Annotated in this window: 20 protein-coding genes; 9 read left to right on the forward strand and 11 right to left on the reverse strand. The window is 72.5% G+C overall.

Going from position 1 to position 25,341, the window contains the following annotated elements:
• Positions 1 to 5 precede the first annotated feature (5 nt).
• The gene (locus A3IC_RS0103300; RefSeq protein WP_020548640.1) at positions 6 to 812 is read left to right on the forward strand and encodes an enoyl-CoA hydratase/isomerase family protein; all 807 of its coding nucleotides are present in this window, start codon (positions 6 to 8) and stop codon (positions 810 to 812) included.
• Positions 813 to 835: 23 nt separating this feature from the next.
• Here A3IC_RS0103300 and A3IC_RS52230 read toward each other — a convergent pair whose 3' ends face one another.
• Positions 836 to 1,192 carry a hypothetical protein gene (locus tag A3IC_RS52230; protein ID WP_020548641.1) on the reverse strand — a complete coding sequence of 119 codons (357 nt, stop codon included), beginning with the start codon at positions 1,190 to 1,192 and terminating at the stop codon, positions 836 to 838.
• Positions 1,193 to 1,393: 201 nt separating this feature from the next.
• On the opposite strand from A3IC_RS52230, the gene A3IC_RS0103310 reads away from it, so the two are divergent.
• The gene (locus A3IC_RS0103310) at positions 1,394 to 2,767 is read left to right on the forward strand and encodes a CoA transferase (protein ID WP_020548642.1); all 1,374 of its coding nucleotides are present in this window, start codon (positions 1,394 to 1,396) and stop codon (positions 2,765 to 2,767) included.
• Positions 2,768 to 2,967: 200 nt separating this feature from the next.
• Positions 2,968 to 3,474, forward strand: a complete 507-nt coding sequence (locus tag A3IC_RS0103315) for a hypothetical protein (protein ID WP_158695791.1) — start codon at positions 2,968 to 2,970, stop codon at positions 3,472 to 3,474.
• Positions 3,475 to 3,540: 66 nt separating this feature from the next.
• On the opposite strand, the gene A3IC_RS52235 is transcribed toward A3IC_RS0103315, so the two are convergent.
• Positions 3,541 to 4,221: an SAM-dependent methyltransferase gene (locus tag A3IC_RS52235; RefSeq protein ID WP_040876041.1), complete on the reverse strand. Its 681-nt coding sequence runs from the start codon at positions 4,219 to 4,221 to the stop codon at positions 3,541 to 3,543.
• Positions 4,222 to 4,409: 188 nt separating this feature from the next.
• Between A3IC_RS52235 and A3IC_RS0103325 the strand changes: the two genes are divergently transcribed.
• The gene (locus tag A3IC_RS0103325; protein WP_026217839.1) at positions 4,410 to 4,829 is read left to right on the forward strand and encodes an STAS domain-containing protein; all 420 of its coding nucleotides are present in this window, start codon (positions 4,410 to 4,412) and stop codon (positions 4,827 to 4,829) included.
• Here the strand turns inward: A3IC_RS0103325 and A3IC_RS0103330 are convergent.
• Complete coding sequence (locus tag A3IC_RS0103330; RefSeq protein WP_020548646.1) at positions 4,734 to 5,729, reverse strand: sigma-70 family RNA polymerase sigma factor; 996 nt, start codon at positions 5,727 to 5,729, stop codon at positions 4,734 to 4,736. The genes A3IC_RS0103325 and A3IC_RS0103330 overlap by 96 nt on opposite strands.
• Before the next feature lie 107 nt (positions 5,730 to 5,836).
• Positions 5,837 to 6,160, reverse strand: coding sequence for a ubiquitin carboxyl-terminal hydrolase 14 (locus A3IC_RS0103335; protein ID WP_052173179.1), 324 nt, complete (start codon positions 6,158 to 6,160; stop codon positions 5,837 to 5,839).
• 243 nt (positions 6,161 to 6,403) lie between these two features.
• On the opposite strand from A3IC_RS0103335, the gene A3IC_RS0103340 reads away from it, so the two are divergent.
• The 3 genes from A3IC_RS0103340 to A3IC_RS52245 all read left to right on the forward strand — a co-directional run bounded on the left by A3IC_RS0103340 (position 6,404) and on the right by A3IC_RS52245 (position 9,904).
• Positions 6,404 to 7,888 carry a flavin-containing monooxygenase gene (locus A3IC_RS0103340; protein ID WP_020548648.1) on the forward strand — a complete coding sequence of 495 codons (1,485 nt, stop codon included), beginning with the start codon at positions 6,404 to 6,406 and terminating at the stop codon, positions 7,886 to 7,888.
• Between the two features lie 125 nt (positions 7,889 to 8,013).
• Positions 8,014 to 8,937: an SDR family NAD(P)-dependent oxidoreductase gene (locus A3IC_RS52240; RefSeq protein ID WP_020548649.1), complete on the forward strand. Its 924-nt coding sequence runs from the start codon at positions 8,014 to 8,016 to the stop codon at positions 8,935 to 8,937.
• Positions 8,938 to 8,968: 31 nt separating this feature from the next.
• Positions 8,969 to 9,904: an alpha/beta fold hydrolase gene (locus tag A3IC_RS52245; RefSeq protein WP_020548650.1), complete on the forward strand. Its 936-nt coding sequence runs from the start codon at positions 8,969 to 8,971 to the stop codon at positions 9,902 to 9,904.
• An 82-nt stretch (positions 9,905 to 9,986) separates the two neighbouring features.
• On the opposite strand, the gene A3IC_RS0103355 is transcribed toward A3IC_RS52245, so the two are convergent.
• From A3IC_RS0103355 to A3IC_RS0103380, 6 genes are all read right to left on the reverse strand, one after another.
• Positions 9,987 to 12,215: a HelD family protein gene (locus A3IC_RS0103355; RefSeq protein ID WP_020548651.1), complete on the reverse strand. Its 2,229-nt coding sequence runs from the start codon at positions 12,213 to 12,215 to the stop codon at positions 9,987 to 9,989.
• 291 nt (positions 12,216 to 12,506) lie between these two features.
• Complete coding sequence (locus A3IC_RS0103360; RefSeq protein WP_020548652.1) at positions 12,507 to 14,078, reverse strand: putative Ig domain-containing protein; 1,572 nt, start codon at positions 14,076 to 14,078, stop codon at positions 12,507 to 12,509.
• Between the two features lie 784 nt (positions 14,079 to 14,862).
• Complete coding sequence (locus A3IC_RS0103365; protein ID WP_020548653.1) at positions 14,863 to 15,879, reverse strand: TIGR03617 family F420-dependent LLM class oxidoreductase; 1,017 nt, start codon at positions 15,877 to 15,879, stop codon at positions 14,863 to 14,865.
• Positions 15,876 to 16,781 (reverse strand): SDR family NAD(P)-dependent oxidoreductase, encoded by a 906-nt coding sequence (locus A3IC_RS0103370; protein WP_020548654.1) that lies wholly within the window; start codon positions 16,779 to 16,781, stop codon positions 15,876 to 15,878. Before A3IC_RS0103370 ends, A3IC_RS0103365 begins: the two co-directional genes overlap by 4 nt.
• Positions 16,782 to 16,886: 105 nt before the next feature.
• Positions 16,887 to 17,519 carry a response regulator gene (locus A3IC_RS0103375; protein ID WP_020548655.1) on the reverse strand — a complete coding sequence of 211 codons (633 nt, stop codon included), beginning with the start codon at positions 17,517 to 17,519 and terminating at the stop codon, positions 16,887 to 16,889.
• On the reverse strand, positions 17,516 to 18,733 hold the full coding sequence (locus A3IC_RS0103380; RefSeq protein WP_020548656.1) for a sensor histidine kinase: 1,218 nt from the start codon (positions 18,731 to 18,733) through the stop codon (positions 17,516 to 17,518). Before A3IC_RS0103380 ends, A3IC_RS0103375 begins: the two co-directional genes overlap by 4 nt.
• A gap of 270 nt (positions 18,734 to 19,003) precedes the next feature.
• On the opposite strand from A3IC_RS0103380, the gene A3IC_RS0103385 reads away from it, so the two are divergent.
• Positions 19,004 to 19,561: a GlcG/HbpS family heme-binding protein gene (locus A3IC_RS0103385; RefSeq protein WP_020548657.1), complete on the forward strand. Its 558-nt coding sequence runs from the start codon at positions 19,004 to 19,006 to the stop codon at positions 19,559 to 19,561.
• 188 nt (positions 19,562 to 19,749) lie between these two features.
• Here A3IC_RS0103385 and A3IC_RS0103390 read toward each other — a convergent pair whose 3' ends face one another.
• Positions 19,750 to 19,953: a hypothetical protein gene (locus A3IC_RS0103390; protein ID WP_020548658.1), complete on the reverse strand. Its 204-nt coding sequence runs from the start codon at positions 19,951 to 19,953 to the stop codon at positions 19,750 to 19,752.
• A 963-nt stretch (positions 19,954 to 20,916) separates the two neighbouring features.
• Between A3IC_RS0103390 and A3IC_RS0103395 the strand changes: the two genes are divergently transcribed.
• Positions 20,917 to 24,777, forward strand: coding sequence for an ABC transporter ATP-binding protein (locus tag A3IC_RS0103395; RefSeq protein ID WP_020548659.1), 3,861 nt, complete (start codon positions 20,917 to 20,919; stop codon positions 24,775 to 24,777).
• Positions 24,778 to 25,341 lie beyond the last annotated feature (564 nt).

Below are 25,341 nucleotides of genomic sequence, written 5' to 3' on the forward strand. Positions count from 1 at the left end.
GTCACATGAAATACGTGCGCGTCGAGCGTCCCGAACCCCGCGTCGCCATCGTCCGGCTGGATCGGCCGGACCGGCTCAACGCACTCTCCGCGACCATGGTGAGCGACCTGAAGACCGCCTTCGCCGGGCTGCACCGCGAACGCGGGCTGCGCGCGATCGTGCTGACCGGCGAGGGCCGCGGATTCTGCTCCGGCGCCGACCTCTCCGGCGACCCGGACCACGCCCCCGACGCCGAGGACCGCGGCCCGGTCGGACACGTCTACCGTTCGCAGGAACACCTGTCCGAACTGATCCTGGCCGTGCACGAATGCGAGAAGCCGGTGATCGCCGCCGTGCACGGCGCGGCCGTCGGCGGCGGCCTGGCGCTGGCGCTGGCCTGCGACCTGCGGGTCGCGGACGAGAGCACCCGCTTCGGCTCGGTGTTCATCAAGGTCGGCCTGTCCTCCGCCGACGTGGGCACCAGCTACCTGCTGCCGCGCCTGGTCGGTCCCACCCGCGCGGCCGAACTCATGCTCACCGGAAGGCACTTCGACGCCGCCGAAGCCGACGCCTACGGCCTGCTCAACGCCCGCGTGCCGACCGGCGAACACCTGCCCGCCGCACTGGACCTGGCCCGGGCCATCGCCGCCAACAGCGAGTACGGCGTGTGGATGACCAAGAAGGGCCTGTGGTCCGGGATCGGCGCCACCTCGCTGCGCCAGCAACTCGAACTGGAGAACCGCACCCAGGTGCTCGGCACCTTCACCGGCAACATGACCGAGGCCGCCGCGGCCTTTCGCGAGCGCCGGTCCCCGACCTGGCAGGACATGTAGACCGCCCCGCCCGCGAACGACGCTCAGCCGCCGGCCGGATGCCCGGGTCCCGCCCAGCGGAACCGCCGCCCGGCCGCGGCCGCGTGCTCGCCCGGATTCGCCGCGAGCCGAACCTCCTCGATCGCTCTCCCGTGCGCGTCGCGACCCGGGACCCGGGTCAGGTAGCCGGCCGCGGCCAACTCGTCCAGATAGCCGGCGATCGACTCGGCGCTCTCCCCCGGCCGGGTGCCCAACACCCGCGGATCCGGGCGGGCACCGTCCGGCAACAACAGCAGGTACACCGCGAGGCCGCGCGCCGGCACGCTCAGCCGGGCGTCCTTCAGGAGCGCGTCGTGGCGCCCGAGCCCCGACCCGCCGTCCTCGCCCCAGATACGCCTCATGGCCTCAAGTCTCGAACACGACCGCGCCCGAGAGGGCAAACCGCACAACCCCTCCACAAACGAGTGACCAATCGTTTGCCCGGGCGCCCACAGTGCGGACGCGGACACACTCGGGCACCGGGGACCCGCTAGTTTGCCCTCCGGAACTCCTCGAACAGGTGGTTCCACCGGCTCCCCAGTCGCGAGAACCGTGAGGCTTCGATGCGTACCACCCCCGCGCAGCTCCTCGACCATGCCTGGCGCGCCCTCGGCGGCAACCCCGCCGACCGCGCGCACATCACCCTCACCGGCCCCGAGTACGCCCTCTCCTCCGCGCTGCCGGTGACCGCACTCGCCCAGGCATCGATCGGCGCCGTCGCGCTCGCCGCGCGCGAACTCGGCGCCGCCCGCGGCGGATCCTTCGCCGCACCGGTGGTCCTGGACAGCCGCGCCGCGGCCACGGCGATCGCCAGTGACCGGCATCTGCGCCTGGCCGGCGAGCCGCTGGTGTCGATGCACCCGCTCTCGCGCTTCCATCGCAGCGCCGACGGCTGGGTGCGCCTGCACGGCAACTACCCGCACCACCGCGCCGCGGCGTTCACCGCGCTCGGCGTGGACTCGGTGGAGGCCGCGATCGACGCACTGGCCGGGCTCACCGGCGGGCAGATCGAGGAACTGCTCGCGGCCCACGGCGCGTTGGGCTTCGCCGTGCGCGAACCGAGCGAATGGGCCACGCACCCGCAAGGCGCCTCGATCGCCGCCCTGCCGCTGTTGGACCTGACCCGCACCGCGGCCGGCGACCCGTGGTGCCCCGCGCCCGACCCCGCGCCCGCCGCCGGCGTCCGGATCCTGGACCTGACCCGGGTGCTCGCCGGCCCCACCGGCACCCGCACCCTCGCCCATCTGGGCGCCGACGTCCTGCGCGTGGACTCGCCGAACCTGCCGGAGAACCCGGGCGAGTACTGGGACAACGCGTTCGGCAAACGCTCCTCCCTGCTCGACCTGCGCGATCGCGCCGATCGTGCCCGCTTCGACGAACTGCTCGGTCAAGCGGACGTGTTGATCACCGGCTACCGCACCGACGCGATGGCCGCGCTGGGCCTGGACCAGGACACGCTCGGCGCTCGGCACCCGGGGCTGATCACCGCCGCGTTCAACGCGTGGGGCCCCGGGCCGTGGGCGAACCGGCGCGGCTTCGACAGCCTGGTCCAAGGCGCCTGCGGAATCGCCCGGATCGAGGCGGGCGAAGCGCCGGACCCGGGCGCGCTGCCGACCCAGGCACTGGACCGGGCCACCGGATACCTGCTCGCGGCGGCCGTCCTGCGCGCGTTGACGCTGCGCCTGGCCGACCACCGGGGCAGCCGGATCGACCTCGCACTGGCCCGCACCGCCCACTGGTTGACCGGCGCCCACGCTCCCGGCGAGCCCGAGGTCGCCGAGCCGTACGACCCGACCCCGTATCTGGCCACGACCGACACGGCCGTGGGCCCGCTCACCCACGCGCTGCCGCCGTTCGAACTGCCCGGACTGCCCGCGGCATGGGCCCATCCGCCCACCCCCTGGGGCTCCGACGCACCGGTATGGCGCAGCGCCTGAACCACCGCGTCGTCACGCCTTCGGCCGGCCCCGGCGAACCTCCCGACCCACGGTCAACTCCCTTACCAGCAAACGGACTTGTCCGACCAATGCGCACGTCGCACGGGTCCCGATGTCGGTGCCGGGTGGGATGCTTGACACATGGGTTGAGCGCCACCGCGGCCGACCCGCCGCGGCTCGACGCAGAGGAGGATCCCTCGATGTCCACTGTCAACACCATGATCCGGCTGACCCCCGTGAAACCCGCGACCGTGCGCCGGGCCCTGACCCGGATCGACACCAAGACCGTGCGCACCCACCCGGACGGCGTGCGGCCCGGCGCGCCCGGCATCTCGGTGCGCACGCTGGCCACTCTCCAGCGCCGGCGGCTGGTCCGACTCGGCGCCGAAGTACCGCTGCGCGGACGGAACATGGGCATCACCAGGGCCGGCCGACAGGCGCTGATCGCGCGCGGCGCGCACCGCAAGGGCGCCTGGGCGCGGCTGCTGCGCGAGGAACTGACCTGGACCACCGCGGGCGGCGAGGTGCTGGAGATCGCCGACATGCATCCCTACCACTGCGCGAACGCGGCCGCCTGGCTCCAGCGCAACGCGTCCGCGATCCGCGCCGACGCCGAACCGCGCCGGCGCGGCGACGCGGTCGCCTGGATCGACCGGACGCCGCTGATGCGCGCGCTGGTCGCGGCGGTCGAAGGCGCCCTGCCGTAAGGCGCGTCGAGTCCGGCGTTCGTCCACCGAACCGGTGGTCGAGCGCCGGACTCGGGCCGGCGCCGCCTAAGCCTTGCGGCCGACCGCGGTGTAGATCCACGACGGCGCCGGCCGCTCGGGCGACAGGTCCGCGTCCTCTTCCGGACGCCACAACGGCGCCTGGACCAGGCCGGGTTCGACCAGTTCCACGCCGGTCAGGAAGGACGCGATCTCGGCGTACGGGCGCGGCAGCATGAACTCGGCGTCGTCGTTGATCTCCAGCACCCGCTCTGCGGAGATCGGCGGCAGGAAGTCCGACGTGGTGTGCGAGGCGATCAGCAGGCTGCCCGAAGGCACCGCCTCCAGCAGCCGGTTCACCACGCCCGCCGGGTCCTCGGCGGCCGAGACGTAGTGCAGGATCGCCACCGGCATCAGCGCGCGGGCGTGCGCGAGCACGATCGGATCGTTGTCCACGTAGGCCACCCGGGCCGACGGAACGATCTCCTGGGCGACCTCGTGCGTGTTGCCGGGAGCCGGGATCCCGGTCCCGATGTCGAGGAACCGGTCGATGCCCTGCTCCGCCGCGTACCGCACCGCGCGCCCGAGAAAGGCCCGGTTGTCCCGCGCGGTGACCGAGGTCTGCGGGGCGACCTCGATGAACCGTTCCGCCGGATAGTTGGTCTTGCCGCCGATGTGGTAGTCGTACACACGGGCGGGATGGGGACGACTGACGTCGATCCCGGTGGGTGCCCAGTCCTGCCCGGACAACGTGTCATCCCCTCGAAGTCGGTGCGGCGCCGGCCTACGACACGCCAAACAGCCCGTTCGACAAGGGACTTGCCACGCCTTGCACCCCCACCGGGAAACCCTCGACGACCTCCCGGCAAACCCGGGTGATGAGTTTTGTCCGCGACAGCGGTCATAACCGGGTACAGCGTCGTCACAGGAGGTCGTCGATGGTCGCTTCACCCGAAACACCCACCGCGCCACCCGGCGCACTGATCGTGTACGCGCCGCTCGTCCGCGCGGACGTCCCGGGTCTGTGCGCCCGGCTGCTCGTCCTGCTGAGCAGCGACCGGGCCGACCCGTTCCCGTGCGACGTGAGCGCGCTGACCCGTCCGGATCTGGCCGCGATCGAGGCACTGGCCCGGCTCCAGCTCACCGCCCGCGGCCTGCACCGGCGGATCCGATTGCACGGCGCGAGCGGTGAGTTGTGCGACCTGCTCACCCTGACCGGCCTGGACACGATCGTCCCGACCGGCCCGGGCCCGGCCGCGACCCTAGGACGTGGCGTCCAGTGTCGGCGGGAGACCGAACAGCGGGAACAGGTGCGGGACGTCGAGGAACGAGTTGAGGCCGATGATCTGCCCCTGTGACATCTCGATCACCTGGAGCGCCCACGGCTCGAAGCTGCCGCCGGGACCGCTGGGGCGGTACTGGCCGAAGCCCGGCGTGCCGTTCGCCACGATCGGGACCAGCCGCGAGCCCCGGCAGCCGTGGCCGGTGCCCAGGAACCACGCACGGATGTCCTCGTGCCCGCGCAGCCACAGCTCGTACGGCGGCATCGACAGGGTCGCGTCCTCGCGCAGCAGGGCGGTGAGCGAGTCGAGGTCGTAGCGCTCGAACGCGTCCACATAGCGGGCGAGCAGCGACTGCTGCTCCTCGTCCAGCGGCCGGACCGGGTCGGTCGCGGCGACCTCGTTCTCCGCGAGTGCGGCCCGGGCCCGCTGGAGCGCGCTGTTCACCGACGCCACCGTGCTGCCGAGCAACTCGGCCACCTCGCTCGCCTTCCAGGCCAGCACCTCGCGCAGGATCAGCACGGCGCGCTGCCGGGGCGGCAGGTGTTGCAGCGCGGCGATGAAGGCGAGCCGCACACTCTCGCGCGCGACGGCCAACTCGGCCGGGTCGGCCACGCTCGGCACGACCCGGCCGTCCGGGATCGGCTCGATCCAGGTGGCCTCGGGCAGCGCGGGGGTCAGCGCCGAGGAGGCGGGCACGGGCGAGGACAGGTCCATCGGTCGGGCCCGACGCTCGCGCCCGTTGAGGCTGTCCAGACACACGTTGGTGGCGATCCGATACAGCCAGGAGCGGACCGAGGAGCGGCCCTCGAATCGGTCGAAGCTCTTCCAGGCCCGCACCATGGTGTCCTGGACCGCGTCCTCCGCCTCGAAGACCGAGCCCAGCATCCGATAGCAGTAGCCGGTGAGCTCCACCCGAAACGGCTCGAAGTGCACCTCCACCACGTCGGCGCCGTCCGTTGCCACGAGATCACTCATCGGGTACTCCCAATGCCTTCGACTGTGTCGACCACACCCCGGAGTCTAGGCAGCCGCACCGACACTCGCCTCGGCATCAGGGTTCGTCGCCGCCCCGTCCCGGGGCGTCACTCCACCGGCACCGCGACGAGCTCGTCCGCATAGCACCACGCCCACTCCTCGCCCGGCTCGAACGAGCGCACCAGCGGATGATCCGCAGCATGCCAGTGCGCGGTCGCGTGCCGGTTCGGCGAGCTGTCGCAACAGCCGATGTGACCGCACGTCAGGCACTCGCGCAGGTGCACCCACTGCGTACCGTCGCGCAGGCAGTCCTCGCAGCCCTGCGTCGAGCCCGGAACCACCGTCTCGGGCAGCGTGCCCAGGTGCTCGCAGGGCCCGTTCGAGGGTTGCCCGGCGCCGTCCTGGACCACCTGGTAACGCGTCCCTGCCATCGTCGTACTCCTCACCACAGCGCCACGGGCGTCCCACGAGCCCGATTCGATCTCCTCTTCCCTACCACGCCGGGCCGTACCCGTGCCCGGGCAACCGCGCGCGGGCGTTGGGCCCGGGGCGGCGCGGCGGCACCACGACGCGACGGGAACGATGGACGCAAGGGTCGCGTCCGGTCTTCCGCGCCGAGGCTACTTGTCAGTAGCCTCCAGGTGCAGGGCCCCAATCCGGTTACGGAGGCCGCAGTGGACACGACGCACGTTCGGGTGGCCGTGATCGGAGCGGGCTTCTCCGGCCTGGCCGCCGGCCATCGGCTTCGCCGGCACGCCGGCATCGAGGACTTCGTCATCCTGGAGCGCGCCCACGACGTCGGCGGCACCTGGCGGGACAACACGTATCCGGGCGCGGCCTGCGACGTGCCGTCCAACCTGTACTGCTTCTCGTACGCGCCGAACCCGGCCTGGTCGCACGCGTTCTCGGCGGGCGCGGAGATCCAGGCGTATCTGCGCCGCTGTGCGCGCGAGTTCGGTCTGCTGCCGCACCTGCGGCTCGGCCACGAGGTGACCGCCGCCCGATGGGAGCACGAGCGGGCGCGCTGGCGACTGACCACCGGCGCCGGCAACTACACCGCCGACGTGGTGATCGCCGGGACCGGCCCGCTCACCGAGCCGGCGCTGCCCGCGCTGCCCGGTCTGGAGGACTTCGGCGGGCACGTGTTCCACTCCGCGCGCTGGGACCACGAGCACGACCTGGCCGGCAGGCACGTCGCGGTGGTGGGCACCGGCGCATCCTCGGTCCAGTTCGTCCCGCGGATCCAGCCGCGGGCGAGCCGCCTGGACGTGTATCAGCGCACCCCGCCGTGGATCATGCCGCGCCACGACCGACCGCTGCCCGACTGGCAGCGGCGGCTCTACCGACGAGTGCCGGCCGCGCAGCACGTGGTGCGTCAGGGGTTGTACTGGCAGCGCGAGGCCACCCTGGGCGCGTTCTTGGGGCCGCGCGACGCGGTCACCGCACTGGCCACGAAGCAGGCCCTGGCGCACCTGCGCGAGCAGGTCGCGGATGCCCGGCTGCGCGCCCGACTGACCCCCGACTATCGGCTCGGCTGCAAGCGGGTGCTGCTGTCGAACGACTACTATCCGGCGCTGACCAGGCCCAACGTCGAGGTCGTGACCTCCGCGATCACCGCGGTGCGCCCGGGCGCGTTGGTCACCGCGGACGGGATCGAGCACAAGGCGGACACCATCGTCTTCGGCACCGGGTTCACCGCCACCCGGCCGCCGATCGCGAGCATCGTCACCGGGCGCGACGGGCGCACGCTGAGCGAGGCGTGGCGCGAGGGAATGGCGGCCCACCAGGGGTCGATGGTGGCCGGCTTCCCGAATCTGTTCCTGGTGATCGGTCCGGGCACCGGGCTTGGGCACTCGTCGATGACCGTGGTGATCGAGGCGCAGGTGCGCTACGCGGTGGACGCGATCCGGCAGATGCACGATCAGGGCATCGCCGACGTCGAGGTGCTGCCCGAGACGCAGGACGCCTACAACGCGTGGCTCGACGAGCGGATGAGCCGCACGGTGTGGACCACGGGCGGGTGTACGAGTTGGTACATGGACGAGCGCAACGGCCGGGTCACCGCGCTGTGGCCGGGGTCGCTGACCGGGTTTCGCCGGATGAGTCGACGCTTCTCGCCGGAGGGCCATCGCGCGCGGCGGTGGGATCGGCTCGCCTAGGCCAGTTATCGGATCATCAGACTTATCCGACCGCCGGAATCTGATGAGATGCAGGCGGTCCCGCGCGCGGTGCGAGCAGCGTCGGCGGTCGCGAGGGCTTCGGGCGATACGAACAGGGAGTGCGTGTGATCCGGGAATTCACAGGTCGGGTGTGCGTCGTCACCGGCGCGGGATCGGGCATCGGGCGGGCCCTGGCGTACGAGCTGGCCGCGCACGGCGCGCGGCTCGCGCTCGCCGACGTGGACGCGGCGGGGCTCGACGAGACCAAGGCCTCGGCCACACGGCTGGGCGCACGGGAGATCCACTGCGCGGTCCTCGACGTCGCCGACCGCGTGGCCGTGCTCGCCTGGGCGGACGCCACCGCGGAGCGGTTCGGCGGGGTCGACCTCGTGGTCAACAACGCCGGCGTCGCACTGACCGCGGACGTCGAGGAGATGTCCTGGGACGACTTCGAGTGGCTGATGGGGATCAACTTCTGGGGCGTCGCCTACGGCACCAAGGCGTTCCTGCCACACCTGCGCCGGTCGCCCGAGGGGCATCTGGTGAACATCTCGTCGGTGTTCGGATTGTTCGGCGTGCCCTCGCAGAGCGCGTACTGCGCGGCCAAGTACGCGGTGCGCGGCTTCACCGAGTCGGTGCGCCAGGAAATGCGGCTCTCCGGTTCCGGGGTCGGGGTGACCACCGTGCACCCGGGCGGGATAAAGACGAACATCGTGCGCAACTCGCGCGCCGCCGCCGGGCACGACAAAAACGAGGTGGTGGCGCTGCACGACGCGGCCTCGCGCACCTCGGCGCAGCGCGCGGCCCGGATCATCCTGCGCGGCGTGCGCCGGGGCAGGGCCCGTGTGTTCGTCGGCGCCGACGCGACCGCGATCGACGTCGGCTCCCGACTGCTGGGGTCGATATTCGAACCGGTGGTGCGCGTGGTGTCCAAGCGCACGGGTCCCACCACCCTGTTGCCCGGCCGACGCCCGGCGCCGGCCGGGCCGCCCGCCCCGGTGCCGGTTTTGCCGCCGAATAGGTATTCAGACCCCGTTACCGGCGGGTAGAAAAGAGGGAGGGCGTGAGCGGGAGGCGAACATGACGGCGGACATCACGGGCACCGAGGCACTCGTACTACAGGACGTCACGGTCCGCACCGGCGACGGCGCGGACCTTCGGGTGAACGTGTCGGGGCCGCCGGACGCGGCCGTCACGGTCGTCTTCGCCCACGGGTGGACGCTGCACGGCGACATCTGGCGGGCCCAGGTCGAGGCGCTGGTGTCGGCGGGCGTGCGGACGGTCAGCTACGACCATCGCGGACACGGCCGGTCCACCGCCGGGCGAGCCGCGCCGTGGACGATCGACCTGCTGGGCGACGACCTCGCCGACGTGATCGACGCGGTCGCGCCGAACGGCCCGGTGCTGCTGTGCGGACACTCCATGGGCGGCATGACGATCATGGCGCTGGCCGCGTCGCGGCCCGAGTTGTTCGGGTCGCGGGTGACCGGCGTGGTCCTGGTCGGCACCTCGGCGGGCGACCTGGTGCCCACCGGACGCGGGCTGCCCGCATCGGTGCGGCTCAAGTCCGCCGCGCAGACCCGGTTCTTCCTGTTCGGACAGCGCCACCCGCGCCTGGTGACCCGGGGGCGGACCCTGCTGCCGGGTCCGGACCGGCCGGGTCACCTGCGGATCGTGCGGCGCAGTCTGTTCGGCCCGACGGCGGACCCGATGGTGGTGCGCGCCTGCGCGCGGATGTTGTTCGCGACGCCGATGACGACGGTGTGCGGGTTCTTCCCGGCGCTGGCCGGCCACGACAAGGCCGGCGCGCTGACCGCGCTCGCGGACGTGCCGGTGCACATCGTGGTGGGCGCCCACGACCGGCTCACCCCGCTCGCGCACAGCCGGGCGCTGGCGGCCGAGCTGCCCGAGGCCACGCTGCACATCGAGCCCGACTGCGGGCACATGGTCTTCACCGAACGCCCGGACAGCGTGACCGGACCACTGCGCGCCCTGTGTGCCGGCATCGCCGCGTAGGACGTGGCCTGTCGCGAACGCCGGACGGGCCAGGGCCGACGGTCCGTCCGGCGTTCGCGATCGGCCTGCCACCGCGGGATCGTCAGCGCGGTTCGATCCCCAGCAACTCCGCGGTCCAGTCCGGATCCGCCGTGACCACGGCCAACAGCCGGGTGGCCCGGGTCAGCGCCACATAGAGCGTGCGCATGCCGTTGGGCGACTGCTCGACGATCCCGCGCGGGTCGACGATCACCGCGACGTCGAACTCCAGGCCCTTGGCGTCGAGCGCGTCCATCGGCTGCACCCGCGCGTCCAGGCCCGCCAACTCGGCCGCCAGTTCCTCGGTCGCGCCGACCGGGGTGACCACGCCGATGGTGCCCTCGACCGTCTCCAGCAGTTCGCGCACCAGCTTGCGCACCACCGGCCCGGTCCGCTCCCCCGCCGTGGCGTGCACGGTCGGCGGCTCGCCGCCGCTGCGCACCGCCCGGGCCGGCCGGGCCCCGGGCACCGCCCGCACCAGCACCCGCGCGGCGACGTCGGCCACCTCCACCGGGTTGCGGTAGTTGGTGGTCAGCTCGAACTCGTACCGACCCCGCTCACGCAACGCCTCGGCCATCGCCGCCGCCGACGCGCTCGGGTCCTCCCACGCGCTCTGCGCGGGGTCCTCGACGATGGTCCAGGTGGCGTGCAAACCTCGCCGACCGAGCATGCGCCACTGCATCGGGGTCAGGTCCTGCGCCTCGTCGATAACGATGTGCGCGTACTCGACCGGCTCGTCCTCGTCCTCGTCGCGCGGCCTGCGTGCGCCGCGCCCGCCGGCCATCCGGTCCGCGTAGGTGGTCACCTCGGTGATCTCGTCCGGGACGTCCCGGCCGACCGTCTCGCCGCTGAAGATGTCCCGGCCGTCCACCACGTACGGGTTGTCCTCGTCCGGGTTGCCGTAGGCCACCGTGCGCTTGCGCGGCAGCGGCCCCAGCAGGCCGGTCAGCTCGTCCATCAGCGCCACGTCGTGGAAGGAGACCTCGCCGGTGCGCGCGGTGCGTGCCCAGGAGTTCGCCAGCACCGACACCTGCGCGGGCGTCAGGTCGCGTTCGTAGCGGCGCAGCCGCTCCGGGTCGGCCAGCCCGGCGAGCACGTCCGCGGGCCGCTGGAGCGGCCACCACGCGCGCAGGAACGCGGCGAACTCGTCGCGCGCGGCCACGTCCTCGTGGAACGCGTCCTTCTCGCCGCGTCCGGCGCCGCGCGAGAGCAGTCGGCCCCACAGTTCGGTGAGCAGTTGGCGGGCCACCTGGAGTCGGGCGGTGTTGGGGCCGCCTCGGTTCTTGGCCAGCACCTCACGGCGGATCCGGCGCAGCGCCTTGTGGTCGAGCACGATCCTGGTGCCCCGGTGCGAGATCGCGAACTCGGTCGGCGCGCCGGCCGGCACGTCGGCGACCGCCCGGCGGAGCAGGTGGGTCATCGTGGCGGCACCCTTGAGCTTGGCCGCCGCCGCGTCGTCGTGGTAGGCCGCCTCGACGCCCTCGACCATGTCGCCCAGCGAGCGCAGCACCGCGCCGCCTTCGCCGAGCGAGGGCAGCACGCGTTCGATGTAGGCGGTGAAGCGCGGGTTGGGGCCGACCACGAGCACGCCACGGGAGCCGAAGCGGCGGCGGTGCTGGAACATCAGGTACGCGACCCGGTGCAGCGCGACGGCTGTCTTGCCGGTGCCCGGGCCGCCGCGCACGATCACCGAACGGTCGATCGGCGCCCGGATGGCCTCGTCCTGCTCGCGTTGGATGGTGGCCACGATGTCGTGCATCGAACCGTCCCGGGTGCGCGAGAGCGCGGCCAGGAAGGCGCCGTCGCCGACGATCACCATGTCGCCGGCGGCGTCCGGGTCGAGCAGGTCGTCCTCGATGTCGACCACCGAGCGGCCTCGGCAGTGCAGCACCCGGCGGCGGATGACGCCGCGCGGGTCGTCCGGGGTGGCCCGGTAGAAGGCCTCCGCGGCGGGGGCGCGCCAGTCGACGACGAGCACTTCGCTGTCCTCGTCGCGGATGCCGATCCGGCCGATGTGGCGGACCTCGTCGTCGAGCTGGTCGAGTCGGCCGAAGACGAGTCCGTCGTCGGCGGCGTCGAGTGAGCGGGCCCACAGTTCGGCGCGGTAGACCATGACGTCCCGCTCGACCAGTGCCGCGCGCGTGCCGACCTGCGCCTGCCGGTAGCCCTGTTGGAGCAGCGCCTGGGCTTCGTCGCGCATGTGTTCCAGGCGCGTGTAGGAGCGATCGACATGGCCCTGTTCCGCGGCGAGCTCGCGTTCCTTGGCCTGGGGGTCGCCTGCCGGCGCGGGCATAGTGATGCTCCTTGTGATGTGACACAGGTCTGCGCCCACGGTGGACGAGGCGCCGACGATCGTATGGCGTCGCCGGCACCGTCCCCCGCGGGCCGATCCGCCCACGGGGGTTGCGGCTGGGGTCGGGGGTGCTCCCCCGAGGGACACAGTATTCGGGACCCGCCTCGGTCTTCGCGACGCCCGGCCCCGGCGAGGCCGATCACGGTCGGTCCGAGACCGGCTGCGGGACGCGCCCGGCGGGGCCGCTCGGCTGTTGCCCGGCCGTTGCCCCGGGCGCTGTCCGGGCCCTGGTCAGCCCTGCCTGGCGCGCAGCCGACGCACCGCGACGAGGACGCCGATCAGGCCCAGAAGTCCGAGTATCCCCCACAACCAGGTGCTCACCTTCGACCCGCCGTCCCCGCCGGTGCCGCTCGGCGTGAGCGCGGCCTGCGCGGATCCGGCGGACGCCGCGGCCGGGGCCGTCACGGTGATCCCGAAGCGGGCCTTGGCCTCGTGCCTGGTCGGCGCGTTGTCCGAGACGGTGATCCCGAATCCGGTCTCGCCGGAGGCGGTGGGGGTGCCGGTGATCACACCGCCGTCCGGATCCAGGGTCAGCCCCGGCGGCAGCGGGTCGTCGGCGACCCAGTGGTAGGGGGCGGTGCCGCCCTGGACGGTGAGCTTGGCGGTGTAGGGCTGTCCGACGGTCGCCGGCGGCAGCGCGGCCGCGGGCAGCACGAGTGCGGCCGAGGGCACCGCGTCGACGGGCGTGGACGGGTCGGATTCGCCCACCGCGTTGATCGCGACCATCGCGTACGAGTAGGTGGTGCCGTTGTCCAGGGCCTGGTCGGTATAGGTCAGAGTGTCCGCGCCCAGGGTGGCCAGCGGCGGCGCCGACCCGGGTTCGCCGTTGGTCGAGCGCAGGATCCGGTAGCCGGTGATCGGGCTGTCGCCGGTGTCCGCCGGTGGCATCCAGGACAGCACCGCCTGGCCCTGCCCGGCGGTGACGGCCAGGCCGCCGGGTGCGCCGGGCTTGGCGCTGGCCACTCCGGACAGGGTGATCGTGCGGCTGCCGCCGGGGATGTTGCCGGTCAGGGTGAGCGTGCCGGTGGCCGAGCCGCGTTTGGTCGGGGTGAAGGTGATCGCGAAGGAGCACGCGGAGCCGCCGGGCACGTTGGTGTCCGAGCCGGAGGCGCATGTGGTGCCGGTGGTGTCGATCGCGAAGGGGCCGTCGACCTTCGCGGACGCGATCATGAACGGCACGTCGCCGGTCACGGTGATCGGCAGGTTGCGGGTGACCTTTCGGCCGACCGGCGAGGTGCCGAAGTCGATGGCCGGAAGCAGGTCGCCGACCTCGGCGGCGGGCACCGTGAAGGACAGCAGTGCGTGCCCGTCGCCGACCCCGCCGGCGGCGGAGGTCTGCGCGCCGGGGAAGACGATCGGGTCCGCGTACGCGCCGTTCCCGCCGGCGGCGGGGGCGAACAGCCAGGGCAGTGGGGCCGTCACCGAGGACAGCGTGGTGCCGTTGTCGGCGATCCCGACCACCAGGGTCGCGCCGGCCCGGACCGGACCGTTCGCGGCGACCGCGCTCGAACCGGCCACCGACGCTCCGGGGACGGTGCCGGCCGCCTTGCCGTACACGGTCGCGGTCATCGCGGTGGCGCCGACCGGCACGGTCACCCGGTGGTCGCCGTTGCCGGTGACCGCCGTCTGCACCTGGGTCGTGCCGCCGGGCGCCGTCGGCGCGGCGGGCCGAACCCGGACGGCATTCGGCCGGTCGGCGCCGGCGACCGCCGACGGCGCGAGCGCGGCGAGTGCGCACAGCGTCGCGAGCAGCCCCGCACCGAGTGCTCCGGGGCGGATACGACGGCGGATGGCGCTGTGCATGGAGATGGACCCCCGGGTGGGCTGCGGCTGTCGATACCGGACGGCACCGGACGGCCCACCGCGGTCCCCGAATCACGGGTTCGGCGGATTCCGCGCGCACGGCTTTCCGGCAGCTCCTCAGCGCGGATGCTAGCGCTCACAGGGAGCGACCGGGAGAGCCCCCGACGAGAAGATCACCCGATGGAATTCGCTGGTCCGGACCGCCTGTACGAGTGCGACCCGGCAAATCTGACCATCCATCAGATTTCGCGGGCGCCGACACGGTGCGCAGCGGCACCGGTTCGCCGGCCGCCGGCGGGTCGGGTGGGTCGACGACCGGCGTCCGGGCTCGCTCCCGGGCCGCGGACCAATCCGCGCCGTCGCGCGAATCGGCACCGAACAGGGGGCCGAGCAGGGCGGTCCCCACGATGAACGGGACCAGGGACCAGGCGACATACGCGTTCACGACACACTCCCGATGGCACGGTGGAATCGGCCTGCGCGACAACCAGGCCAGTTCCCATTCTTCGCCCGACTGGCCTGCCCACAAAGAGCCAATCCGCAGGAGGTGGACTGTGTTCGACAACCTGGGGGATCGGATATGCGATCCTCCGGCGCGAAGGGGTACCGACGCGGCATCGTGTCCTCAAGCTCCCGCCGGGCCCGGGACGGTACCGGCGGGGCGGCCGGCGGCGTGCACCTCCCCCCAGTGCGCCGCCGAGGAAGGCGGGCCCGCGGGCATTCCCCCCGCTCGCGGGCCCGTCGCCCCACTCGCACCGCCGATCGACGGCCCGGCGCGCCCGGTTCAGCGCAGCGCGAGCACCACGTCCCGAATCCGTGCGTCGTGCGCCGGATCGGCCGGCAGCGGCACGGTGATCGCATCCACCACGCCGCCCCAGCGCGCCCGGACCAGCGCGGGCAACTCCTCGTACGTCGCCATCGGCACGAGTGTGTCGAGCACCTCGTCGGTGACGTATCGCGCCAACTCGGTCCAGTCGTCGCGGCGGATCATCAGCCGCAACCGGTCCTGGAGTTCGCCCCACCCGTACAGGTCGAGCGTGCCGCGATACGCGGGCGTCGAGTACAAGAACGCGAACAGCCGTCGCTGCCGCTCGCGTTCCGCCTGCAACCCGGCCCGGTCCGGGCCCGCGATCAGTTGCGTGCCGGCCACGAGTTCGAACGCACGCGGGACCGCCGCGCGAGCCAGGCCCTCGGCCACCGCGGGGCGGGCCACGGTGTCCAGCCAGCGTGGACCGGAGTTGGTGGGATGGGTGACCAGACCGTCCGCGAGTTCGCCGGCGAGCGTGCACATCGCCCGGCCGACCCCGCCCAGCAGAATGCGCGGGGCGACGGTGTCCGGATCCGGGCCGGGGTTGAAGTACGGCTGCATCCGGGTGAGTCGGTGATGCGGCCCCTCGTGCGCGGGCGGTTCACCGGTCCGGAACGCCTCGAAGGCGGCCCGCACCGCGCCCACGTAGTCGCGCATCCGGGCCACCGGCGGCGACCACGGCATCCCGTACCGATCCTCGATGTTCTGCCGCACCTGGCTGCCCAGGCCGAGTTGGAACCGCCCGCCGGAGAACCGGGCCAGATCCCACGCGCCGTACGCGGTCAGCAGCGGCGAGCGCACGAAGGCCAGCGCGACCGATGTGCGCACCACGATCCGCTCGGTGTGCTCGAGTGCGAGCAACGCGACCGCGAACGCGTCGTGCACCGTCTCGGCCACGTGCAACCCGTCGAACCCGGCCGCCTCGGCCCGGCGCGCGTGCGCCGCCACCTCGCGCAGCGGCAACCGCGGATCCATCCCGGTGTAGATCCTCACCAGGGGAAGTCTTCGCCGACCAGGCCCTCGGACAGCGTCCACAAGCGCGCGGCGTCCGCCTCGTCCAGCGCCCACGGCGCGTGCTCGGTGCTGATCGCGCAGTCCGCGAGGTAGACGCCGCCCACGTCCGCGAGTTCGCTCCCGACCGCCGCCCAGACCTGGGTCGCCGCGCCGCTCGCGACCCGCTTGATCGGCGGCATGTTCGCGGCGGTGACCTTCTTTTGCAGATCGCGCCCGGCGTCGCGGGTCATGTGCCGACCGAGGTTGGTCGCCACCATGCCCGGGTGCACCGCGAGGGAGCGTATGCCGCGCCCGCGCAGTCGGCGGTCCAGTTCGACGGTGAACAGGATGTTCGCGGTCTTGGACGCGCCGTACGCCTGCCAGGGGTGGTATTCCTCCGGCGCGCTCTCGTAGTTGGGGTCGGCCCAGCGGACCTTGGACGCGACGTGTCCGGCGGAACTGAGGTTGACCACCCGCGCGCCCGCGCCCAGGGTGGGCACCAGCAGGTTGGTCCACAGGAAGTGGCCCACATGGTTGGTGCCGAATTGCAGCTCGAACCCGTCGGCGGTACGGGCGAACGGGGTCGCCATCACTCCCGCGTTGTTGACGAGTACGTCCAACCGCGGGAATCGCTCGCGCAGTTCGGTGGCCGCGGCGCGGATCGAGGCGAGCGAGGTGAGGTCCAGGACGGCGTACTCCACCTTTTCGGGCAGGTCCGCGACCGCCGCCCGACCCTTGTCCGCGTCGCGTGCGGTCAGCACCACATGCGCACCGGCCGCGGCGAGTGCCCGCGCGCTCTCCAGACCCAGGCCGGAGGTGCCGCCGGTGATCACGATGGTGCGGCCGGTCGGGTCGAGGCCCGCCAGGACCTCGTCGGTGGTGGTGTCGGGTCCGAATGGCATGGCACACTCCGCCGGATAGATGCTTGACTGTGTTGAGCACTATGCGGCGCGAGTGGCGGGTTTGCAAGGCCGTGAGGGCGGTCACGCCGCCGGGATGACGGGCCGTCAGGTCAGCCGGATCAGGCGCCGCTCGGTGGCCACGCTCACCGCGGCGGTCCGGGTGTCCACACCGAGCTTGGCGTAGATGTGGCCCAGGTGGGTCTTCACGGTGGCCTGCGAGATGAACAGTTCCCGGGCGATCTCCGCGTTGCCGACACCGCGCGCGAGCAGATGCAGGATCTCCACCTCGCGGGCGGTGAGCGTGCTGTCCGGCTTGCGCATGCGACTGAACAGGCGCGCGGCCACCTCGGGGGCCAGTACGGTCCGACCGGCCGCCGCGTCGTGCACCGCCCGGAACAGGTCCTCGGGGCTGCCCGCCTTGAGCAGGTAACCGGCCGCGCCCGCCTCGATCGCGCGGGAGACGTCGGCGTCCGTGTCGTACATGGTCAACACCAACACGTGCGGCGGCTCGGGCAGCGCGAGCAGGCGCCGGGTGGCCTCCACGCCGTCGATCCCGCCGACCAGTTGCAGATCCATCAGCACCACGTCGGGGCGCAGCGCGGCGGCCAGCCGAACCGCCTCCTCCCCGCTCGCCGCCTCGCCCGCCACCTCGATGCCCGCCTCGCCGGCGAACAACGCGAGCAGGCCGGCCCGGACCACGGCGTGGTCGTCGCACACGATCAGGCGGATCGGGTTCACGGGGCGGCTCCGGGGCTCGGGTGGGAGGTCGGCTCGGTGCGGGCGACGGAGTCGGCATCCGCGGCGCGGGGCAGGTCGGCCTGCGGCGGGTCGGGCGGGTCGGGGACGGTGGCGGCCACGGCGGTGCCCTCACCGGGGGCGCTCTCGACGGTGAGTTCGCCGCCCACCTCGGCCAGCCGGCGGCGCAACGACGGGAGGCCGTAGCCGCGCAGGTCGCCCGCTCGGGTGCGGCCGGGCTCGAAGCCGATGCCGTCGTCGCGGATGTCCAGCGCGACCCGGTCCGGCAGGTAGGTGAGGGTCACGTGCACGGCCTCGGCCCGAGCGTGTTCCCGCACATTGGCCAGCGCGCCCTGGGCGGTCCTGGTGAGCGCGGCCTGCACCGGCTCGGCCAGCGGACGGATCCGGCCGTCCACGGCGAGTGTGACGCTCGGCCCGTCCTCGGCCCGAAAACGCTCGACGACCCGGGCCAGGCCGCCCGCGAGGCCGGGGTCGTCGGCGAGTTCGGCGGGCGCCAGGTCGCGGACGAACCGGCGGATCTCCTCGACGCCGAGCGCCGCCACCTGCTCCGCCCGGTGCACGTGCGCGCGGGCGGCGGCGGGATCGGTGTCCCAACTGCGGTCCGCGGCCTGGAGCAGCATCCGCAGGCTGGAGGTGCCCTGCGCGATGGTGTCGTGGATCTCCCGGGAAAGCCGCTCACGTTCGGCCAGCACACCCGCTCGGCGCTCGCTGACCCCCAGTTCGGCGACGGTCTCGCGCAGCCGTCGCTCGTCGCTGCGCATCCGGGTGAACACGGCGGTGGCGATCGCGGCCACGGCGGGCGGGCCGAGGAACAGGCTGGGGTCGATGGTGTCGGCGAGTCGGTACTGGGCGATCACCACGGCGGTGGTGAGCAGTACCACCGTGCCGATCGCCGCGCGCGTCGACAACACCCGCAGCCCGGTGTACAGCAGCGGCACCGCGCACCACGCGAAGCTCGGTGCGACGGTGACCAGGGCCAGCCACGTGGCGAGCACCGCGGTCAGCCAGGCCGCTCGCGCGGGCGAGGGATCCTCGGGCAGGGTCAGGCCCGCCAGGTAGAGCACGGCGAGCAGCAGCGCCAGCGCGAGCACCCACGGGGCCCGTCCGTCGGTGCCGTGTCGAACGGTGTACCGGGCCAGCGACGCGGCGAGCAGCAGCAGGAAACCCGCGTGGATCACCAGGCCGGCGTGCCGCACCGGCCATGGCTCTGTTCGCTGTCGTGGCACGACGTACCTGTTCCCTGTCCCGCTCGGCTCGATCACGCGCGACGCGCGCGGATCGACGATCCCCTCCACCGTGGACCGGCGCGCCGGGGTCCGGATCGGCCGATCGGTTGATCTTCGCACCGCCCGACCGGCGCGCCGGGACCGGCGATTTCGCCGATGGCGGGCGGGCGGATCGACGGGAGCGTGGAGGCATCGGGGCAGCCGCCCGGGAACGACGCAGGAACCGAAGGAGTACGGACGATGAGCAGCTTTTCCACCCGGGGTCGGGTGCTGACCGGGGTCTTCTCGCTCGCGGCGGTCGGCGCGGTCACCGCCGGTGTCGCGGCGGCCCAGGTGCCCGGCACCACGGAGGCCAAGCACGACGAACGCCCGGCGGCGGCCGTGGTGTCGGTCAAGACGCTGGGTGTGGACGCCGCGAGCAAGGCGGCCCAGGCCGCGCTCGACGCCGCCGAGAAGGAGGGCCAGAAGGTCACCGTTGTCGTGGTGGCTCGGGACGGCTCCACCCGCGTGGTGCTCAAGGGCGACGGCGCCGGCCCGCAGTCGGAGGAGTCCGCCCGGCGCAAGGCGTACACCGCCGTGTCCTGGAACGCCCCGACCTCGACGCTCGCCCAGCGGGTCACCGCGCCGGGCGCATCGCTTCGGGACATCCCCGGCACGCTGTTCCTGGCCGGCGCGGTGCCGGTCGCCGTGGACGGCGCCCCGATCGTGGGCATCGGGGTGGCCGGTGCCCCCGGTGGCGACCTGGACGAGAAGTACGCCGCCGAGGGCCTCAAGGCGATCGCCGGTCAGCTGAAGTAGCCGACCGCTGAAGCAACCGACCGCCGCACGCGGCCGGGCACCCGACGCGGCCGAGCGCCGGGGACGATCCCGGGCCACGGGCGGTCCCGGGTCGAGAGGACGAGGCGCCGCTCCTCGCCCCTCGACTCCGGGACCGCCGCCGGCGCCGCCCGTGCCGGCGGCGGTGGCATGCGGCGGGCGGTGCGCGGTCAGCCGAAGACCACCGCGCCCTGGGTGTTGAAGACCGCGCTCTGGAAGGGCAGCAGCAGTTGGGCCGGCAGGAAGCTGTCCGGCATCAGCGGCTCGCGGGGCGTCTGCGCGGCGCGGGCCGCGGGAATGTACAGCGAGGCCATCGAGCCGAAGATGACCGCCGTGACGATCACGGCCGCCTTGCGAAATCCGTGCTTGACCATGGAATTGCCCTTCACCGGGGACGTCGGGGGGAACGAATCGGCGTCCCGCCGCACCCGGGAATTCCGGACACGGCTCCGCCGCGCCGCCCGGGGATTTCATGGCGGCGCGGCAACTCTAAGGTTTTGTCGGCAAAGGAAATGACGTCGTTCGCCCTCCCGGGTGACGTCATCGGTTGGCCCAGGGCCCAGGACACGCAATTTCACTCGGAAGGGTGAGGATTATGCGCCTGCGCGCTCCCGCACGTGTCCATGTCCTGTGCCGAGCGTTATTCGGGCCGCCCGACACCCATTCACTCGCACCACCATCGGCAGGACGCTCGCGGCGCACGGATCCCGATCGGGAAGTCGACATGGATCGAGCCGAACGCTGGTGACAGCCCCCGGGCGGCCCCGGGCGGCTCATCTCACCGTCGCGGGACCGGCAGCGGCTTCCCCGAAGTGCGCCGTGATTCGATGTCGACATGGGCCTGATGGGCCGCACCCGGCGGGTGTCGCTCGGTGATGTCACCTCGATTTCGCCCGCGCGGACCTTTTCGAACAGATCCCCGGCGTACCCGAGCAGCAATTCCCGACCGTGGATGTGGTCCTCGAATACGGCGTAGGTGATTCGGATACTCCCGGGCGGATCGAGCTTCCGCACCGTCGGGGATGTCGCCGATCGGCGGACCTGGTGACGAGAGTGCCGACCCGCCGCGAAACCTCGATCGACGGCCGGAACGTGCCGGCGCCTCCGCCGTCGACGACCGCGTGCACACCCTCGCCATCGGTGAGAGCCGGCACTCGGCCCACGAAGACGCCATTCGAGGAGACGACCACCTTGTCGGCGCCGGGGGACGGGCCCGGGGATGGCCAGAGGGTCGTCCTACCCGGGCGACCGCACTTCCGCGCGCGCCGTGTGTGGTCCAGGGTGTGATCGGCTCGTCCGAACATCGTTTTGTCGGTCGACAATTAGAATGGTTGTCCATGACAACCGGACCCGCGCCAGGCCACCCCGAACACGGCTGGCTGCGCCGCCTGATGGCCGCCTCCTGGCGGTATCGAAGCAGCGTGCTGATCGCGTTCGGCGCTTCCCTGCTGGGCATGGCCGTCACCGCGCTGGTCCCGCTGGTGCAGCGCAGGGTGGTCGACGACGCGGTCGCCGGCGAGCTGGGCGGGCTGCTGCCGTTGTCGGTCCTGTTGCTGGGCGCGGCCGTGGTGATCTTCGGCTGTACGTACGCGCGGCGCTACGTCGGCGGCAAGTTGTCCCTGGATGTGCAGTACGACCTGCGGACCCGCATCTTCGGCGCGCTCTCCCGACTGGACGGCGCGCGGCAGGACCAATTGCAGACCGGGCAGATCGTCAGCCGGGGTATCTCCGACGTGACGATGGTCCAGGGTTTCCTGGCGATGATCCCGATGATGACCGGCAGCCTGCTGCTCTTCGTCATCTCGTTGGGCGTGATGTTCTGGCTGTCGCCGCTGCTCACGCTGGTGTCGCTGGCGGTGGGGCCGGGGTTGTTCGCGGTGGCCTACCTGTCCCGCAAGCGGCTGTTCCCCGCCACGTGGCAGGCCCAGCAGGACGCCGCCGCGCTGGCCGGCGTCGTGGAGAGCGCGGTGACCGGGGTCCGGGTGGTCAAGGGCTTCGGGCAGGAGGAGCAGGAGTTGCACCGGCTGGAGACGGCCGGTCGCAGGCTGTTCGCCTCCCGGCTGCGCTCGGTCCGGTTGAACAGTCGCTACACGCCGACGCTTGCGGCGATCCCCGCGTTCGGCCAGGTCGGGGTGCTCGCGCTCGGCGGCTGGTTGGCCGTCCGGGGTGAGATCACTTTGGGAACTTTTCTGGCCTTCTCCACCTATTTGGGCCAATTGGTCGGGCCGGTGCGGATGCTTTCCGGCCTGTTGACGTTCGGCCAGCAGGCCCGGGCCAGCGTCGAGCGCATCTTCGAGGTGATCGACTCGCAGCCGATCGTGACCCAGAAGCCGGACGCCGAGGTGCTGCCGGTGGTCGCCGCCTCGGTCGAGTTGACCGACGTACGGTTCGGCTACGTCGCCTCACGGCCGGTGCTCGACGGGTTGTCGCTGCGGGTGGAGCCGGGCGAGACGCTGGCTCTGGTGGGCACCTCCGGATCGGGCAAGTCCACCGTGTCGATGCTGCTGCCCCGGTTCTACGACGTGCAGGCCGGCGCGATCCTGGTGGACGGGCGCGACGTGCGGGATCTGACCTTCGACTCGCTGCGCTCGGCGATCGGGCTGGTGATGGAGGACAGCTTCCTGTTCTCGGACACCGTGCGGGCCAACATCGCGTACGGTCGGCCGGACGCGACCGAGGAACAGGTGCTCGCGGCGGCACGGGCGGCCGAGGCCGACGCGTTCATCCGCGAACTGCCCGCCGGCTACGACACGGTGGTCGGCGAGCAGGGGCTGACGCTGTCCGGCGGGCAACGGCAGCGGGTGGCGCTCGCCCGGGCGTTGCTCACCGATCCGCGGATCCTGCTGCTGGACGACGCCACCTCGGCGGTGGACCCCAAGGTCGAGGCGGAGATCCACGCCACGCTGCACCGGGTGATGGCCGGGCGCACCACGATCCTGGTCGCGCACCGCCGCTCGACGCTGCAGCTGGCCGACCGAATCGCGGTTTTGGATCGGGGCCGGCTGGTGGACGTGGGCAGCCACGACGAACTGAGCGCGCGTTGCCCGCTGTACCGGCTGCTGCTGTCCGGGCCGGGCGAGGACGCCGAGGGTGTGGACGCGCACGAGCCGCTTCCGCTCGCCGAGCCGGGCGCGCCGCCGGCCGCGAGCGGGGTGACGCCCGCGCTGTGGGACCGCTCGGCGCCGACCGACCCGGTGCCCGCGGCCGCGGCCGGCGCGATCGCCCGGACCGGGACGGGGGGCGGCCCGCGCGGTTGGGCGTCGATGCTTCAGGCCACGCCGGAGTTGCTCGCCCAGGTGGACAAGCTTCCGCCCGCGACGGATCGGCCCGACGTAGACGACGCGCAGGCGCGTCGCTCCGACTCGGCGTTCGATCTGCGCTCGTTGTTGCGGCCGTTCCGGTGGGCGCTGTTGCTCGCTTTCGTCCTGGTGATCCTGGACACCGGCGCGCAACTCGCGCTGCCCGCGCTGATCCGGGACGGGATCGACCGGGGTATCGACGACGGGGCGACCGGCGCGATCATGACGGTGTCGCTGATCGCCGTGGTGATCGTGGCGGCCGACTGGTTCGTCAACGTCGCCCAGGCCCTGATCGCGGGCCGCACCGGCGAGCGGTTGCTCTACACCCTGCGGGTGAAGACGTTCGCGCACCTGCAACGGCTGGGCCTGGACTACTACGAACGCGAGTTGTCCGGGCGGATCATGACCCGGATGACCACCGACGTGGACGCGCTGTCCACGTTCCTGCAAACCGGGTTGATCAGCGCGGTGGTCAGCGTGTTGACCTTCTTCGGGATCATGATCGCGCTGCTCGTGCTCGATTGGGAGCTCGGACTGATCGTGATGAGCGTGCTGCCGATCCTGATCGCGGCCACCGTGGTGTTCCGGTCCAAGTCGTCCAAGGCGTACACGGAGGCGCGCGAGAAGGTCAGTGTGGTCAACGCCGATCTCCAGGAGAACGTCGCGGGGTTGCGGGTTTCGCAGGCGTTTCGCCGCGAGGGCCGCAACTCGGAGCGGTTCGCCGAACGCAGTGACGACTACCGCGCATCGCGACTGCGGGCGCAGCGCTACATCGCGCTCTACTTCCCGTTCGGGCAGTTCCTGTCCAATGTCGCGGCGGGCATCGCGTTGATCGTCGGCGCGCATCGGGTCGGCGGCGGGACGCTGTCGGCGGGTGCGTTGATCGCCTACCTGCTCTACATCGACATGTTCTTCTCGCCGATCCAGCAGCTCTCCCAGGTCTTCGACGGCTACCAGCAGGCGGCGGTGGGGCTGCGCCGGATCCGCGACCTGCTGCGCACGCCCACCACGACACCGCCTCCGGCCGTGCCGGTACCGGTGCCGGCGAGTGGGCTCAAGGGGACGATCACCTTCGAGAACGTACGGTTCGCGTACAACGCGCCCGCGTTCGCGGACTCGGTGGACTCGACGAACGCCGTGGACGAGGGTGCCGCCGCCGCTGTCGCCACCGCGGCGGGCGACGGTGGGTCGGCGGCGGCTTCGCCCGAGGTGTTGTCCGGCATCTCGCTGCACATCGAGCCGGGCGAGACGGTCGCGCTGGTGGGAGAGACCGGGGCGGGCAAGTCCACGCTGGTCAAGCTGGTGGCCCGGTTCTACGACGTAACCGCCGGCGCGGTGCTGGTGGACGGGGTGGACGTGCGCGACTACGACCTCTCGGCCTACCGACACCGGCTCGGCATCGTCCCGCAGGAGGCGTATCTGGCCCCGGGCAGCGTGCGGGACGCGATCGCGTACGGCCGCCCCGAGGCCACGGACGCCGAGGTCGAGGCGGCGGCCCGTGCGGTCGGCGCGCACGCCGCGATCGCCGAGCTGAACGGGGGTTACCTGCACGACGTCGGCGAGCGTGGGCGCAATCTGTCGGCGGGTCAGCGCCAACTGATCGCGCTCGCCCGCGCCTACCTGGTCGCCCCGGACATCCTCCTGCTCGACGAGGCCACCGCCGCGCTCGACCTGGCCACCGAGGGCGCGGTCACCCGCGCCACCGAGGCGCTCACCGGCCGCCGCACCACCCTGGTCGTCGCCCACCGCCTGACCACCGCCGCACGCGCGGACCGCATCGCCGTCATCGACCGAGGCCGCCTCGTCGAACTCGGCACCCACACCCAACTCCTCACCCAGGCAGGCCCCTACGCCTCCCTATGGGCAGCCTTCACCGGCGCGAGGGAACACGTGGCATAGGACGTCCTCCGGGTGCCGCGCCGGACGGCCCCGGGTGTTGGCGATGATCACATGGTCGAACGCGGGCGGCCCGAGAGATCGATGACGACGAGGGCAGACGGCTACCACGGATCGCCCGCCGGGGCACAGGGGTGCCGGCGGCCCGGCGGCGAGCTCGGACGGCGCTGCCGGCCGCTCGGTCCATGCCCGTGGCGAAGATCGCGGAGGTGACGTCCACCGGGAGATCGCGAAGTCCAGGCCGGCGGCCATCCTGGTCGGCGAGGGATGAAACGAGCGCGCCGACGCCGAACGCCTCCGCGTGGTCGTCGACGCGAACATCGCCTATCCGGCACTGAAAACCTCTGCCCGATCGGCCTTCGAAGGCCGACAAGCCAACTCCCCCACACCACAGGCGCAAACGCGAACGCCGAAGCCAAACCGCCTGCTCGGCCGGCGTCTCCGCCCACAGGCGCGCGCCACACCACAGACGCGAGCACACACGCCCACCGACCGGCATCGCCGGCCCCGGCCCGCGACCGAGCAGCCTCGCCACATCACAAACGCACCCACAAACGCCGACCGGGC

It is taken from the genome of Embleya scabrispora DSM 41855 (assembly GCF_000372745.1).
In the GTDB taxonomy this organism is placed as follows: Bacteria; Actinomycetota; Actinomycetes; order Streptomycetales; family Streptomycetaceae; genus Embleya; species Embleya scabrispora.